At 57.6% G+C, this 15,427-nt stretch carries 15 protein-coding genes, 1 tRNA gene and 1 pseudogene; 12 read left to right on the top strand and 5 right to left on the bottom strand.

From position 1 onward, the window contains the following. Positions 1-5 precede the first annotated feature (5 nt). From speB to L880_RS0102875, 3 genes are all read left to right on the top strand, one after another. Positions 6-968, top strand: a complete 963-nt coding sequence (speB, locus tag L880_RS0102885) for an agmatinase (protein ID WP_027474382.1) — start codon at positions 6-8, stop codon at positions 966-968. A 57-nt stretch (positions 969-1,025) separates the two neighbouring features. Continuing rightward, entirely contained in the window at positions 1,026-2,504 is a 1,479-nt protein-coding gene (locus L880_RS0102880; protein ID WP_027474381.1) for an NAD-dependent succinate-semialdehyde dehydrogenase, read from the top strand. Between the two features lie 299 nt (positions 2,505-2,803). Then, positions 2,804-3,175 (top strand): hypothetical protein, encoded by a 372-nt coding sequence (locus L880_RS0102875; RefSeq protein ID WP_027474380.1) that lies wholly within the window; start codon positions 2,804-2,806, stop codon positions 3,173-3,175. Between the two features lie 33 nt (positions 3,176-3,208). Here L880_RS0102875 and L880_RS0102870 read toward each other — a convergent pair whose 3' ends face one another. Then, complete coding sequence (locus tag L880_RS0102870) at positions 3,209-4,444, bottom strand: carbohydrate porin (protein ID WP_245614909.1); 1,236 nt, start codon at positions 4,442-4,444, stop codon at positions 3,209-3,211. A 413-nt stretch (positions 4,445-4,857) separates the two neighbouring features. Between L880_RS0102870 and L880_RS31435 the strand changes: the two genes are divergently transcribed. Beyond that, on the top strand, positions 4,858-6,468 hold the full coding sequence (locus tag L880_RS31435; RefSeq protein WP_051443014.1) for a methyl-accepting chemotaxis protein: 1,611 nt from the start codon (positions 4,858-4,860) through the stop codon (positions 6,466-6,468). Between the two features lie 32 nt (positions 6,469-6,500). Here the strand turns inward: L880_RS31435 and L880_RS34165 are convergent, their stop codons facing one another. Continuing rightward, a complete protein-coding gene (locus tag L880_RS34165; protein WP_169737717.1) occupies positions 6,501-7,289 on the bottom strand; it encodes a helix-turn-helix domain-containing protein in 789 nt (262 codons plus the stop codon). A gap of 418 nt (positions 7,290-7,707) precedes the next feature. On the opposite strand from L880_RS34165, the gene L880_RS35435 reads away from it, so the two are divergent. Continuing rightward, positions 7,708-8,019 (top strand): hypothetical protein, encoded by a 312-nt coding sequence (locus L880_RS35435; RefSeq protein WP_157462556.1) that lies wholly within the window; start codon positions 7,708-7,710, stop codon positions 8,017-8,019. A 17-nt stretch (positions 8,020-8,036) separates the two neighbouring features. On the opposite strand, the gene L880_RS0102855 is transcribed toward L880_RS35435, so the two are convergent. Continuing rightward, a complete protein-coding gene (locus L880_RS0102855; protein ID WP_027474377.1) occupies positions 8,037-8,315 on the bottom strand; it encodes a hypothetical protein in 279 nt (92 codons plus the stop codon). A 171-nt stretch (positions 8,316-8,486) separates the two neighbouring features. Here L880_RS0102855 and L880_RS36615 point away from each other — a divergent pair, with 171 nt between their 5' ends. The 3 genes from L880_RS36615 (at position 8,487) to L880_RS31425 (ending at position 10,625) form a co-directional block, all read left to right on the top strand. After that, a complete protein-coding gene (locus L880_RS36615; RefSeq protein ID WP_281174753.1) occupies positions 8,487-8,609 on the top strand; it encodes a hypothetical protein in 123 nt (40 codons plus the stop codon). Between the two features lie 226 nt (positions 8,610-8,835). After that, positions 8,836-9,345, top strand: a complete 510-nt coding sequence (locus L880_RS0102845; protein WP_043328373.1) for a gamma-glutamylcyclotransferase family protein — start codon at positions 8,836-8,838, stop codon at positions 9,343-9,345. Next, positions 9,342-10,625 (top strand): MFS transporter, encoded by a 1,284-nt coding sequence (locus tag L880_RS31425; RefSeq protein ID WP_051443012.1) that lies wholly within the window; start codon positions 9,342-9,344, stop codon positions 10,623-10,625. Before L880_RS0102845 ends, L880_RS31425 begins: the two co-directional genes overlap by 4 nt. A gap of 40 nt (positions 10,626-10,665) precedes the next feature. Here L880_RS31425 and L880_RS36610 read toward each other — a convergent pair whose 3' ends face one another. Then, a complete protein-coding gene (locus tag L880_RS36610) occupies positions 10,666-12,201 on the bottom strand; it encodes a methyl-accepting chemotaxis protein (protein WP_027474375.1) in 1,536 nt (511 codons plus the stop codon). A gap of 501 nt (positions 12,202-12,702) precedes the next feature. Next, positions 12,703-12,776 (bottom strand) — tRNA-Gly (locus tag L880_RS0102830). Between the two features lie 145 nt (positions 12,777-12,921). On the opposite strand from L880_RS0102830, the gene L880_RS34775 reads away from it, so the two are divergent. From L880_RS34775 to L880_RS0102820, 4 genes and pseudogenes are all read left to right on the top strand, one after another. Continuing rightward, a complete protein-coding gene (locus L880_RS34775) occupies positions 12,922-14,337 on the top strand; it encodes a site-specific integrase (RefSeq protein WP_084460965.1) in 1,416 nt (471 codons plus the stop codon). A gap of 46 nt (positions 14,338-14,383) precedes the next feature. Beyond that, entirely contained in the window at positions 14,384-14,713 is a 330-nt protein-coding gene (locus tag L880_RS34770) for an H-NS histone family protein (RefSeq protein ID WP_169737716.1), read from the top strand. Next, a complete protein-coding gene (locus tag L880_RS35430; RefSeq protein ID WP_157462555.1) occupies positions 14,691-14,840 on the top strand; it encodes a hypothetical protein in 150 nt (49 codons plus the stop codon). The genes L880_RS34770 and L880_RS35430 overlap by 23 nt, the downstream gene beginning before the upstream one ends. Positions 14,841-15,209: 369 nt before the next feature. Further along, positions 15,210-15,427: pseudogene (locus L880_RS0102820) on the top strand (IS1380-like element ISCARN34 family transposase); the annotation flags it as partial.

The following is a 15,427-nucleotide window of genomic DNA, read 5'->3' as shown; positions in this document are numbered from 1 at the left end:
GCTTCATGAGCCAAGCCCCCTCCCACCTCAACCAGCCCCTGGGCGGCAACGCCATGCCGCGTTTTGCCGGCCTGGCCAGCATGATGCGCCTGCCCGTGACCACCTCGGCCCGGGGCCTGGACGCGGCCTTCATCGGCGTGCCGCTGGACATCGGCACCTCCAACCGCTCGGGCACGCGCTTCGGGCCGCGCCAGATCCGGGCCGAATCCTGCCTGCTGCGCCCCTACAACATGGCGACAGGCGCCGCGCCTTTTGACGCCCTGCAGGTGGCCGACCTGGGCGATGTGCCCATCAACACCTACTCGCTGCCCAAGTCGGTGGACATCATCACCGCCTTCTACGACGAGGTTCTGGGACACGGCTGCGTGCCCTTGACGCTGGGTGGCGACCACACCATCGCCCTGCCCATTCTGCGCGCCGTGGCCAAGCGACATGGCCCGGTCGCCCTGATCCACGTCGACGCCCATGCCGACATCAACGACGACATGTTTGGCGAGAAGATCGCCCATGGCACGCCGTTTCGCCGCGCCGTCGAAGAAGGCCTGCTGGCGGGCGACAAGGTGTGGCAGATCGGCCTGCGCGGCACCGGCTACGCCGCCGACGACTTTGACTGGCCGCGCCAGCAGGGCTTCACCGTGGTGCCCGCGCACGAGGTCTGGTACCAGTCGCTGACCCCCTTGATGGCCCAGGTGCGCGAACGCATCGGCCCCGAGCACCCGGTGTACATCAGCTTTGATATCGACGGCCTCGACCCCAGCTACGCGGCCGGCACGGGCACCCCTGAAATCGGCGGCCTGAGCGTGCCGCAGGGGCTGGAAATCGTGCGCGGCTGCCGCGGATTGAACGTGGTAGGGTGCGACCTGGTGGAGGTCAGCCCGCCCTACGACACCAGCGGCAACACGGCCTTGCTGGCCGCCAACCTGCTGTACGAAATGCTGTGTGTGCTGCCCGGCGTGCCCTACCGCTGAGCCCGGCCCGCCCTCCTGCCTACCCCCTTTTATTTTCCAAACCAGGAAATCCAAGCCATGGACATGAAGACCTCCCCCCTCGCCCTGCTGAACGACCCCAGCCTGCTCAAGACCGATGCACTGATCAACGGCCAATGGGTGGCCGGCAGCAGCCGCTTCGACGTGAACGACCCGGCCACCGGCCTGAAACTGGCCGATGTGGCCAACCTGGGCCCGGCCGATGCCGAAGCCGCCATCGCGGCTGCCAACGCCGCCTGGCCCGCCTGGCGCACCAAGACCGGCAAAGAGCGCCACGCCATCCTGCTCAAGTGGTACCAATTGCTGATGGCCAACCAGGAAGACCTGGGCCGCATCATGACCGCCGAACAGGGCAAGCCCTTTGCCGAGGCCAAGGGTGAAGTCGCCTACGGCGCCAGCTTTGTGGAATGGTTTGCCGAAGAGGCCAAGCGCGTGAACGGCGAAACCCTGCCCCAGTTCGACAACAACCGCCGCCTGATGGTGCTCAAGCAGCCCATCGGCGTGTGCGCCGCCATCACGCCCTGGAACTTCCCGCTGGCCATGATCACCCGCAAGGTGGCCCCGGCCCTGGCCGCCGGCTGCCCGGTGGTGATCAAACCCGCCGAACTCACCCCCCTGACCGCGCTGGCCGCCGCCGAGCTGGCCGTGCGCGCCGGCATCCCGCCCGGGGTGCTGAACCTGCTGACCGCTGATGGCAACAACAGCATTGCCGTGGGCAAGGTGCTGTGCGCCAGCGACGTGGTGCGCCACATCAGCTTCACCGGCAGCACCGAGGTGGGCCGCATCCTGATGGCGCAAAGCGCGCCCACGGTCAAGAAGATGTCGCTCGAACTCGGTGGCAACGCACCCTTCATCGTGTTTGACGATGCCGACCTCGACAGCGCCGTCGAAGGCGCCATGGCCAGCAAGTACCGCAATGCCGGCCAGACCTGCGTGTGCGCCAACCGCCTGTACGTGCAAGACGGCGTGTACGACGCCTTTGTGGAGAAGTTTGCCGCCAAGGTGCGCGCCCTCAAGGTGGGCAACGGCTTCGAAGAAGGCGTCAACCAGGGCCCGCTGATCGAAGACGCTGCGGTGCAGAAGGTGGAGCGCCACCTGGCCGACGCCCTGGCCAAGGGCGGTCGCGTGGTGGCCGGCGGCAACAAGCTGCCCGGCCAGTTTGTCGAACCCACCGTGGTGGCCGACGCCACCGCCGACATGCTGTGCGCCCGCGAAGAGACCTTCGGCCCCTTCGCACCGGTGTTCCGCTTCAAGACCGAGCAAGAAGCCATCGACGCGGCCAACAACACCGAGTTCGGCCTGGCCAGCTATTTCTACAGCCGCGACGTGGGCCGCATCTTCCGCGTGAGCGAGGCCCTGGAGTACGGCATGGTGGGCATCAATGCCGGCATCATCGCCACCGAGCACGTGCCCTTCGGCGGCGTCAAGCAGTCGGGCCTGGGCCGCGAAGGCTCGCACCATGGCATGGACGACTATGTGGAACTCAAGTACCTGTGCTTGGGTGACATCTTGAAATGAAATAGGCCCACCCTGTTGGGGCCTCACTGCGTGTGGCCCCCTCCCCCTCAAGGGGCACACCCAGAGGCCTGGCAAAGCCAGCTCCTCGGGTGCTGCTGGCTTGGCCTGCTCCGCGGCCATCTGAGCCTTGAGGTGGTGACGAACTAAAACCATGGTTGAGGCGGTTTTGCGCCTCCGAGTCATTCCCTTTCAAACAAGGGGGCAATCCTCGCGCATTTGTCGAAGCGCTGGGCTTTGGAGAGGCTTGGCCGCTGCTAGGATGGGCGGCAGCAACTCTTGAGCCCTTGGCTCCTTCGCGCATGACAGACCAAATCCGGATCGCCAGCGAATTGCTGCGTGCTTTTTCGGGCCAGCTGCCGCTGAGCCTGGACTTGTATGTGGAGGGCATTGCCGCGAACGAGGTGGCCCTGGCGGCCTCGCTCAATGACGATGCCGACGACGCCCTGCTGTGTGTGCTGGTGGATGAGGGCGAAGCCGCCGTGCTGTTGATCGGCTGGGACGGCACGCTGTACCGCAATGAAAAAGGCCTGAGCCACCTGCGCGCCATGTGGAAGGAGCGCTACCACAACCACCTGACCACCCTGATCCCGGTGTTTGCCGAACACATCAGCGAGCACAACCTCGGCGTGGCCGGCATCCGCTGGACGGCCACCGAGGGGGGCGACGCCTGAGCCGGAGGCCGCAGCGAGCCCCCAGGCTCGGGCTCAGAACTCGGCGTGCAGGCGCACCGAACCCACGTTGACCGGGCCCCGGTCGGCGTTGTAGGCCGGGTTGCTGATGCGCTGGTAATCGAGCGACACCCAGAGGTTCTTGTTCACGTTGAAGTTGTAGTAAAGCTCGACCAGGGTTTCGGGCTTGTAGCGCAGCGCCCCATCGCCAATGAAGAACGAGATACCGCCGGCGGCGAGGTAGGCGCGGCGGTCGGACGACAGCATGTTCTTGGCGAACATGAAGCCCACGGTGTCTTGCGCCCGGCCCCAGGCCTTGCCTGAGCTTGAATAGCCGGTCGAGAACGAGGCATCGGCCTCGGCAAAGGCATAGGTCTCGGTCTTGCCGTCGGCCTTCATGGCCCGCATGAACACACCGGACTCGGGGTTGATGGCCTGCTCGATGTTCAGGCCCAGGCCGTATTTGGTCTGCTCGGCGCCGCGCACCGCCGTGATCCATTGCTTGTCGGCACTGGGGTTGGCCAAACCATAGGCCAGCGCAGCATCGTAGCGGGCCAGTTGCGCCCGAGCCCGCCAGGCCAGCACGCGCACCTTGCCCGGTTGGCCGGCCAGTTCATGGGCGTGCTCGACTTCAAACTGATCCCCGTAGTGCTGGAAGATCCGGAAATCGACGGGCAGGCCATTCGGTGTGGTGGGCCCGGTCATGCGCCCGGCCCGCAGCACCCAGGGGCCCTGGTACCACTCAAGCGCTGCGCCCCAGCCAAAACCGCGGGCGTCGGCCGCGTAGTCGTACGAGGTGTGCGACATGCCCGACCAGTTCAGGAACTGGGTGCGCGGGTCTTTGGCGTAGGCGTTGTCATCAAACACGTCGAGTGTCGAGAAATTGCCGGCCGTCAGCACCCAGCGGTTGCGGTCCACCGTGCCGGCCATCTGATCGACGGCAGCGTCCACCTTGTCCTGCCCGCCGCCCTGGTTCCAGGTCTGGCGCAGGAAGAGCTTTTGGCGGTACAGCGTGGGGTTGGTGCCGCTGACCCGCGTGGCCTCACCGTTGGTGAAACCGCCCAGTCCGGTGAGGGACGACAGCGGCAAGCCCTGGTTGATCTCGGGAACGAAATAGACCTCGCCATCTTTCCAGGGCTTGAAGCCCAGGTAGGCATCGAAGGTCAGGGTGTAGCTTCGCTCTGCCTGCGGTGTGAGGCTGTTGGGGCCCGAATAGGCTGCTTGAAAGGCCTTCTTCTTTTGCCAGATGTAGGTGCTCTGGAAGCGCGCCATGCTGGTTTCCTCTGCCACCGGCGATTCGGCGTCAGCGCCACCATCGGCCCAGGCAGGCATCGCGACCAAAGTGAAGGCGCCTAGCAGCAGCCCAGAAAGTTGATTCAAACGAAAGTACACAAGCGCATCCAATTTGCAAGACCGCGCAGTATAGGGGGGGCGTCGTGACGCCGCTGTGACCAGGGGATACGCGAGATCGCCAGCATGCCCAAGCACCCCATGCGAACTTTCAGACGCTTGGGAGAGGCCTCCACGCCCATGACAAGGGGGACGGCCATCACAGGCGTTGAATTGTTAATAAAAGACCATTCGCTCTACTAAAGAACAGGAAGTTATCAAATGAAATTCGGCAATTATGACTACAATGCGATATATGATATGGATTTGACTCGAAATCATTTAGGAACACCCCCATGGCCATCTTGCGACAATTGAAACTCGGCGCCCGACTTGCGTGGGGCTTTGGTCTGCTGATCCTGCTGATGGCCGTGATGTTGGCGGCCAGTCTGATCCAGATGAACCGGCTCAATGCCAATGCCGTCGACCTGGGCACCAACTGGCTGCCCAGCATCGAAGTGCTGGGCGAGATCAAGAGTGCGGCCAACGAGCTGCGCCGCATCAGCATGCGCAGCGTGATCGAAGTGAGCCCCGATGCCAAAGCTCAACAAGCCCAGCGCCACGAAAAATCGGTGAATGAGCTGTTGCCTGCCCTGTTGGCTCGCTACGAACCGATGATCGCGAGCCCGGAAGAACGGGCCCTGTATGACAGCATGCGCCAGAAGCTCAGCCAGTTCACGGCGCTTGACCGCGAACTTCTGGCCCTGTCGGGTGCGGGAGAATCGAAATTGCTGGAAGCGCGTCAAATGGTCTTCGGCCCGGCCGGTCAGGCCTTCCAAGCGCTGATGAAAGACATCGACAGCCTGGTGCAACTCAATGTACGCGGCGGCGATTCGGCCATCCAGGCCTCCGCCTCGACCTACAAAATGGCCACGCTGGTCACGATCTCGATCTTTGGTCTGGCCTTGGCGGTGGGCCTGGGCCTGGCCATTGCCACCACCCGCTCCATCACGATTCCGCTGACCGAGGCAGTGGAGATTGCCGACTCGGTGGCGGCTGGCAACCTCACCCACGAAATCCATGTCGAAGGTCGGGATGAACCCGCCGCTCTGCTGAAATCCCTGCGCGCCATGACCGACAGCCTGTCCAGCGTGGTGACCCAGGTGCGTGGCAGCAGCGACAGCATTGCCACGGGATCGGCCGAAATAGCGGCCGGCAACAGCGATCTGAGCCACCGCACCGAACAACAGGCAAGCAACCTCGAAGAGACCGCCGCGTCGATGGAGCAGCTCAGCAGCGCCGTGAAAACCAATGCCGACAGTGCTCTGCAGGCCAACCAACTGGCTCGGCAGGCTGCGGCAGCGGTGGAGGACGGCGGCAAGGTCATTGCCCAGGTGGTCAGCACCATGCAGGACATCGCAAATTCGTCCAAGCGCATCTCCGACATCATCGGGGTGATTGATGGCATCGCATTCCAGACCAATATCCTGGCCCTGAACGCGGCGGTCGAAGCTGCCCGAGCCGGCGAACAGGGCCGGGGCTTCGCAGTGGTCGCCAGCGAAGTGCGCAGCCTGGCGGGTCGCTCGGCCGAAGCTGCACGCGAGATCAAGTCACTGATCACAGCCAGCGTCGAGAAAGTGGACAACGGCACCCAGTTGGTGGACAGCGCCGGCCACAGCATGGACAACATCGTGACGCAGGTTCAGAAGGTGAGCACCCTGATCGCGGACATCTCCACCTCGTCAGCCGAGCAAAGCTCTGGCATCGGACAGGTTGGCGAAGCCATCATGCACCTCGACCAGATGACGCAGCAGAACGCTGCGCTGGTGGAGCAGAGTGCGGCGGCGGCACAGAGTCTCAAAATACAGTCGGAGCAATTGGCCGAGGTGGTGAGGCACTTCAAGCTGGAGACCACCGCAGGCTTGCTGGGGCGGGCGCCTGGCCATGCCATTGCGCTGCCAGGCTGAGGTGCCCGCCGCCCAGAGTAAGCCTCGGGCACTCAAGCCATCGACGCCTGCCCTGCCTGCAACACCTGCCTCAACAAGGTGGGTGTCATGCCGCATGAGGCCCTGAAGGTGCGGGTCATGTGGGCCAGATCCGAGAACCCCTCGTCGTGCGCAATGGTCGTCAGGCTCTCCGGCCCGCTGAAACGCTGGTGCGCCCGCAGGATTCTTGCGGCCATGCGTATGCCTTCGGCCGTGGTGCCCTCCTTCTTCAGGTGCCGCTCCAGCGTGCGCTGGTGACAGCCCAAGGCCCTGGCGGCCTCGCCGATCGGCATGAAGCCCTGGGCTTCGAACAACGCGGCCAGTTGTGCAACCGGCGACGCCTCAATGCCCAGAATTCCTGCCACGTCCCCCAGTCTCTTCATGCCCAAAGGATGCCTGGCAGACCGGTTGCTGGCCGCCTGCCCCCGCAACTCATCAAACACCAGCACAGTGGCCACCCTGCAAAGCTCCAGATCGACCGTGGATTGAACCAGGGTGCGACGGGTCGAGACCCCCGAGCCATGGGTGCCAGCGCCCGAGCTCAGACTGATCTCGGTCTTGACCGCAATCTGGGCGGATTGGTTGTAGCTGTTGTAGGCAAAGGCCACAGCAGCCGGGCTGGTCAAGCCATGGGCCCCTCGCACCGCCGGATTCAGATCGGTCTGGAAGAACTCACGCAAATCCCGGGCGATCGACTCGGCCCCCGCCCCTTGCCGGGCCCGGTGCTCGCCGGCCGCCACATAGCGGTTGTAGTCCAGGTGACCATGGACGACGGACTGGATGGTGGCCACCAATCGCTGCACGGGTGTGACACCTGCGCGCGCCTCCATGGCACTGACCACCAAATGATATGCAAGCCTTGTTGGCATGCACCCTCCCCTGATTTGTTTTGAAGCCGCCTGGGCACACCATTCCTGGCTCCAGAAGACGCTCGGCAACACTTAGTTACTAAATCATAAATGCTGGAAAGATGATGTTCGCTGTCGCACAGAGCTCAGTGAACCCAAGTTGTTGGAAAGTCGCCATCCGTGTCGCCAAAACTGTGCCCTGGCAGGCCATACAAGGTCCAGGGCACGCCTGAGGGCCGACACCGTAGCGGCTCACCCGACGTCATACATGACGCATAGATTCAATCTTTGCCAGCAGGCCGGTGGTTCAATCGTCCACGAGCTGTCACTACCGCGCTCAGGGAAATTACGATCAATCGAAACAATCAAACACATGAAACACGTTCTTCTGGCCACTTTGCTCTGTACTTTGAACCTTTCGAATGCGCACGCACAAAATGAGCCCGTGCAAAAACTGAACGATCTGGTGGAAGATTTTGCGCAGGGCCCCAACAGTTGCAACCTGTTTTTAGGGGTCGACGATTCAGGCTTTGACGGTCTGACCATGGATTATGCAGAAAAACTGGCAAGGTTATTGAGCAACGATACCCGCACGCCCCGGGAGACCTATGCTTTGATTTACCAAAGGTGTTTGACCCGCACAACCGCGAACGGCCAATCAAGCAGTAGCGCCCAACAAAACTGAGCATCACGGATCCTTCTTCACTCGATAAAATGCATCGCCTGGCATTGATTTTTTTTCTGCTGGGATTTCAAGCCTGCGCATTTTCTCAAGCGCTGAAGAACCACCCTGAAAAGCCAATTCATCGGGTGGTCCCATGTCAGGCTGGGGGTGCGGCAGACCAGATGGCCCGCATCCTGGCGTAAGGCTTGAGCGAGCAGCGTCGGCCGCAGCGGCAGCATCGTGCTGCAGGGACTGACCCACGCCAAATCAGCCTGCGTGGCAACAAGCGCCTTCAAACTGCAATCGCCCACCGTCATCCTGCCTCAGCAAGGATCGGATCGGAAGACTGGCGCATGGATTGAATCGCCGATGAAGCGCCAACAATTGAGCCATTGAACGGGTGGCTTTCAGTCGCATTCCGAAGGGATTCAGGTCCGCCCGCCGACTGGGCACGGGCCCCATGCCTGCCTGAAATGATCCACCGGCACATGGCCCTGAAAGGCGGCATGGATGCAATCGGCAAACAGTTGATTTTCAGGCCCTGGAACCTCCACAACATCCCGCAGCGACCGGACCAGAAGATGGCACGCCATCCCGCCTTTTCTTTTTGAATTCAGATCATTGGAATATAGCGTCATTAATCCAGTGCTTCGAGTCAACAAGCTGCTCAATCCATTTGACAGCGTGAAATCTTGAGGGCTGTCGCATGGATTCAATGAAAAATCCGGGCGACTCGATAAATTCGAATTTTATTTGATTGAGCCGCGACATCCCGGATCGAACTGCCGTCGGGGTGGGCCCGGTGCCAAGTTTTTGCAAAGCCCCCTTTTGACCACCATGCTGCTGACACAGATTCCAATATTCGTGTACGGAACACTGCGTTCTGATGGGCCGAATGCTCACTTGATAAAGCCTTACACCACGGTCTGCCGACCCGCCGAAGTGCGCGGGGCATTGCATTATGTGGATTATGTCGACGATCAAGACGCGCCCGGCAGAACCGTCACCTACTCTCCCGAGGGAGATTCGAGGGTCGAAGGCGAACTGCTGACATGGGCGCCGCACTGCAGCTTGAGCACCCTGGCACAACTGGACAGCAAGGAACTGAACTTCGGCAGGCAAGGGCCACCGCCCCGCGGCTCGCGGTGTGTCTTTGTCAGGCAGCTCATCCTTGTCACATCCGATGATGAGGCCCCTTTGATGGCCTGGACCTACGTGCTGGCAAGCGCCCGTGAAGGTTTGGGGCCCAGGGTTCAAGCCGGCACCGACGGCATCGTGCGTTACACCCGGCCGCAGCGCGCTAGCTCGCGTCACGGTGCTCACGTGGCGCTGGAAGGCTTCGCATGACCCAGGCCCCCGAGCGCCGCATGGCCACCCTGGCGGTCGCCATTGCCGCCTATTTTCTGAGCTACGCCTTCCGGGTGGCTCCCTCCACATTGGCCACACGGTTGGCCGACAGCTTCCACACCACGGCCTCCGCGCTCGGTTTCATGTCGTCGGTGTACTTCTGGGTCACGGTGCTGATGCAGATTCCGGCTGGCGTCCTGAGCGATCGGATCGGCCCCAGGCGACTCATCGCCATGGGCTGCCTGATCGTTGCCGCCGGCGCAGCCCTGTTCGGACTCACCCCCGACTACCCGGGGGCGGTGCTCGGGCGCCTGCTCATCGGTCTGGGCTCCTCGGTGCTGTTTGTCTCGATGATCAAACTGATTGCGGTGCACTTTCCACCCCATCAATTTGCCACCATGACGGGTGTGGGCATGTTGCTGGGGGCCAGCGGCTCCGTGGCAGCCGGCGCACCACTGGCCTGGGCCACCGATCTCTTCGGCTGGCGTTGCCTCTCGGTGGTCGGCGCAGGCCTCACAGCCCTGGTCGCCGTGCTGGCCTGGATGCTGATCCCGGACAGGCAAGCGTCCGGCGCCCATCCCGGGCCCCAGGATGCCGACACGCGCCCGTGGCTGGAGGTCATCCGACTCCTGATTCAACACCGACAGATCCAGGCCGCCTTTGTCGTGAACTTTGGCTTCACCGGCTCGTTCATGTCTTTCTCGGGCCTTTGGCTAGGCTCTTTGCTCGTGCAGGCCAAAGGCCTGTCGCTGGCCGACTGCGGCCTGTTCAGCAGTGTCTTCTTCATTGCGTTCGCGACGGGGTCGACCTTCATGGGTCGGGTGTCAGATGCCTTGGGATCGCGCAAAACCCTGATCATGCTGACGGGGGCGCTGTTTTTATGCGCCCTGGCCTGGTTTGGCTTGCCTGGACCGGTGCGCCCGCCCACACTGGCCCTGAATCTGGCAGTGATGGGGTTTTCGGCCAGTGGCTTCACCTTGTCCTGGGCGTGCGCCAAAGATGCCGCGTCACCCGCCCACGCCGGCATGGCGGTCAGCATCGCCAACACGGGCGGCTTCCTCGGGGCGGCCTTGCTGCAGCAGCTCAGTGGCTACTGGATCGATCGGCTGCATGGGGGCCGCACAGATTTCAGCACCTATGGCGCGCAGGACTTCAAGGTGTGCCTGCTGCTCCACATGGCCGCCGTGGCCATCGCCATGCTGGCCGCGGCGCTGCTGCGCGACAGATCTCAGACACCGCACCCAGCCCCTGTCTCGGCAGGCCCACAGCCCACGCGTTGAAGCCCTGCGATTGGAGGCTTGCCGCCTTTCTTGGAGGTCTTTAGACGTCCAACTTGAACACAGTGACCGTGCCCACCAAATCGCGGGCCTGAACCTCCAGGCTGGCCGCAGCCGCCGCCATCTGTTCGACGAGCGCAGCGTTTTGTTGCGTGGCCAGATCCATTTGCTGGACAGCTTCCCCGACTTGCGCCACGCCCATGCTTTGCTCGCTGCTGGCAGCACTGATCTCCGCCACGATGTCTGACAGTCTGCGGATGGAGGCCACCACTTCACTCATGGTGTTGCCTGCCTGGTCAACCAGGGTACTGCCTTGTTCGACTCGCTCGACGCTGGCCGAAATCAAGGTGTTGATCTCTTTGGCGGCGGCCGCACTGCGGCCGGCCAGGCTACGCACTTCCGAGGCAACCACGGCAAAACCACGCCCTTGCTCACCGGCCCGGGCCGCCTCCACCGCGGCATTCAAGGCCAGGATATTGGTTTGAAATGCAATCCCGTCGACCACGGAAATGATGTCGGCGATCTTCTTGGACGACTCATTGATGCCCTTCATGGTTTCCACCACCTGGGTCACCACATCGCCGCCACGCACGGCGACCTGGCTGGCATTTTGGGCCAACTGGTTGGCCACTTGCGCACTGTCCGCGTTCTGACGCACTGAGCTGCTCAGTTGCTCCATCGAGGCTGCGGTTTCTTCCAGCGCACTGGCCTGGCTTTCTGTTCGACTGCTCAGATCCTGGTTGCCTTGAGCGATTTCGATGCTGGCCGTTTCCAGGTTCTCAGAGGCCTTGCGTACCTGGGTGACCAACTGGTTGAGCGAGGCCTGGGTGGTCGACACCGATTCCATCAAGCTGCCAGGGCGATAGGTCTCCTGGTTCTGGCGACGCAGGTCGCCATTGGCGATCGACGCCGCAATCTGGGCGGCCTTCTGGGGTTCCCCTCCCAACGTCTTGTAAATGCCTTGGCTGACCCGCACGGCCCAGAAGGCCAAGACGACAAAGACGGCCAGGCTCAGACCGATGACGCTCCAGGCGGTGCGCCAGAAAATATCGTCCACATCGTCAACCCAGACGCCAAAGCCAATCACCCAGTCCCAGCCGGCAACTTTGACGACCCCATTGATTTTGGGCACCTCCACATCGGTGCCAGGCTTTTTGACCATCAACTGCACATAGGCAATCTCTTGATTGGCCAGGCCGTCGAGGTAGCGTTGAAAATCAAATCGCCCATCCGGCAATTTTTTCCCGAAGTCCACCTTGCCAACATCCGCCTGATTGGGCAGGACCAGGCCCAAAGCTCCCGTTGTACGCACCCACACGTAGGCTGCTTTGCCATTGCGCAGTGTTTTCAGCACATCAACGGCCTTGGCCTGGGCCTCATCGCGTGACAACTTGCCGCTTTGCTCTTGCGCCTGAAACTCTTTGACCGATGCCGCAGCCAAGCCCAGCACCGTCTGGATCTCTGCCCGTTTGTCGTCCAGCAGCAAAGACCGCAGCGTCAACAATGAAAAAAACGCGATCACTATCAGACCGAGTACGGAACAAGCCACCAGTCCTGCCAGCCTTGTCGATAATTTCATGGTTGCTCCTCGTCTCCGACGTTACAAAGTTCAAAAGACCTGCCCCTGCATTCTGGCAGTGCCACAGGCCGCTTGAAGGATGTTGTCCCTGGTATTTTTAGAGCTCGAACGCACAAGCACCCAGGTGGCAAGCTCAGTGCCAATTCAAGCTCGAGGCCCCACGGGCATCGGTGAATCGGCAGCTCCCCTCTCGGGATGGCGTGCCGGTGAGAAGGCGCCACACCGCTAAACGCAAAGGGGCTGCAACAGGGACAGTCACCGCGCACCGACGGCGGAACAACCGAAGAAGCGGCCCCATGCAGGTGCAGTGCCGTTGAACGAGGGTCAGCTCGCTGAAGCGAGAAGTGGGGTGCCTGCGCAGCTGAGGAGACCCTGTCCCGGTTCAAAGCCAAGTTGCAGACGAACATCAGGAAAGCACCAGGCGTGAGACAACAAAAAACCCGCTGCCAGAGGGATGTCAGCGGGTTCTGAGAGGCCTTGAGGCCGTATGAGACAGGAATCTGGAGCGGGTGAAGGGAATCGAACCCTCGTATGAAGCTTGGGAAGCTGCCGTTCTACCATTGAACTACACCCGCACAACGTAAGCTGTTGATTTTAAAGAACTTTTTCTAGTCAGTCCTGCCAAAAGTGGCTAACAGTGTCAGTTGGGTGTGTCATTGTACATCCACAACTAGGGGTGCTCCTGCAACAGCAACCCCTTTGTATGGTGTCAGTCTTTCCATGACCTATGGGTACAACCTTGAACGAAGAAGTTCAGGAATCTACTACTTCAGACAAACCATCTTCGATGGTTCCAAGCAGGTTTCGAAACGTGTGAGCCTTCACACAAGAAATCCTAAAGTAGCTAAAATTTTGGCAATTCAAATCAAAGCTCGTATTGAAATGATTGACCCAAATAATATTAGAAAATTCGAAGTTCAATTTGATGATAGAAATCAAATTAAATCTGTTTCCGTTACCAGTCCTGAAGACTCAATTCAGCTTCAAGAATTTTTGAAATTAAGAGAAATTCATAAGGCTGAAGAGCATAAAAGAGAACTAGAAAAATTAAGAGAAATCGAAAGAATTAAAAGAAATTCCGAAGCTGAAGAAAGTAAAAAAATCAAAAAAGAAAGAGAATTAGAAGAATTTTTGTCAACAGAAAAGGGACAGCAAAAGCTTGCCCTTTATGAAAGAATACTATCCTCTCTTGAGGTTAAAAAACCAATAGAAAATTCAAAAAGTCTTCAGGATTTAGTTAAAGATTATTTGTCAAATTTAAAAGTAGGCAAAGGCACAATCTACAGATATGAAACAACAATAGATAAATTTATTTCATACTGTGACAATTTCAAAATTAAAACCATTGATGGAATCGATAGAAAATTAGCCTTTTCCTATATTCAATATCTACAAAAAACAGAGAAAAAAGCAGATAAAACCATCAAGAATATTATTGCTGTACTTTCTACTTTTTATAATTATTTAGTGACAATTGGAGAAGCCAAAGAAGCTAATCCGTTTGTAGGTCATCGCTTGGAAGTAGAGGAAACACAAAGGCAACCTTTTACAGGTAAAGAGTTGGAAAAAATCTTTACAAATGATTGGTTAAAGTCTAATAAAAAACTCTATTTCATCTGCCTTTTGTTACTCACTACAGGCGCAAGACCTAATGAAATATGTCAGCTTTGGACTGATGATATTTATGAAGAAGATGAAATTTACAATATTAGAATTACAGAAAATAAAGATAGAGGACAAACATTAAAAACAAAAGCAAGCAAAAGAACTATATATCTTCATCGAATTCTTATCGAAAATGGTTTTCTCGATTATTTAAAATCTAGACCATTAGGAATGGTTTTTGATTTGAGGAAACCATCAGCCAAAACTTATTCAACTTTTATTAGTGAAGATTTTTCTAAATTCTTAAGGTCGATAGGAATTGATGGAAAAACCATGTACTTTTTTAGACATACAGTTAATAACAGACTAAAACAACATGGTGTAAATTCTGAAATCAGACAAGACTTGGTAGGACATGAAGGCCAAGGCACAAATGAAAAAATATATTCCAAGAAGCACAGTCCTATTAATTTGAAAAATGCCACAGAAAAAATACTTTCTTATGAAAATTTGAATCTTTTCACTAATTAATTTTTTCTGTACAATGGCTACTTCATCAACCAAAAAAAGCAAACCAATGTCTAGTTCTTACACTGAAATTTTGGCTCAAATTAAAGAACTTCAGGAGAAAGCTGAAGAATTGAGAAAAGCTGAACTTGCTGAAGTTGTGGCAGATATTAAAGCTAAAATTTCTCAATATGGAATTACTGCCCAAGAATTGGGTTTTACAGTATTTCCAATTAACAACAAATTCAATCCTACTCCTGCCAAAACAGGTTCAGTAGCACCAAAATATCAGAACTCTGATGGTTCCCTCACTTGGTCAGGCAGAGGTATTAAACCAAAATGGGTTGAAGCTCATTTGAATGCAGGAGGTTCACTTGATGACTTGCTCATCAACCACTAATAAAACTGATGATGAGATTTGGGAAGAACTTTTAAACTCTGAAGAAAGTAAAGAATTTCTTGAGAAGTTAGCTAAAGAAGCTGAAGAAACATATCTCAAATACATAAAACAAGAAAAGCACCCTTGAGGTGCTTTTTTATTATTAAAATATTTCAATATTGCTATTGACAAATTAATAAAAATAAATCATATTATAAAGGACGGTTTGATATTTTAAAAATCTATGTTCCGCACTTGTGCGGCTTAAAATAAAGTATCAAATTAAAAAGCACCTGGCGGGCAAAACAAACCTACGAAAGTAGGTTTTTTTGTTTTTAAAAATAAATCTTGACAAATAATTAAATTATGTTAATTTATATTTTGACCTGAATCCGTGAGCCCAAGAGTGAAAGTGCCTCACCCTGCGGGTGCGTTCGATTTGAGGTAGTTTGGTAAACGCGAGACAGGTGTGGGGCGTTGATGGGCCTGTTGCAAACGCAGTACCTGAGTTCTTCCAATGCGCCCCTTCATCGTCAAGCAGCTCGACTACGACCTCACCCCGGTAGCCGGTCTGGCGCTGGTCGGACATCACCTGAATCGACTCGCGCCAGTGTTCAAGCGACTCGATGCCGCCTTGCCCGTGAGAAATGGCGTTGCCAACAGCGACATCCTGCGCAGCTACCTGGGCCTGCTGGTGCAGGGCAAGAGCGACTTCGATGCGATTGAGAACTTCCG

This window comes from Curvibacter gracilis ATCC BAA-807 (assembly GCF_000518645.1).
Classification (GTDB): Bacteria; Pseudomonadota; Gammaproteobacteria; order Burkholderiales; family Burkholderiaceae_C; genus Curvibacter; species Curvibacter gracilis.
The sequence above is the reverse complement of the archived record's forward strand: the minus strand, read 5'-3'. Positions and strand labels throughout refer to the sequence as shown.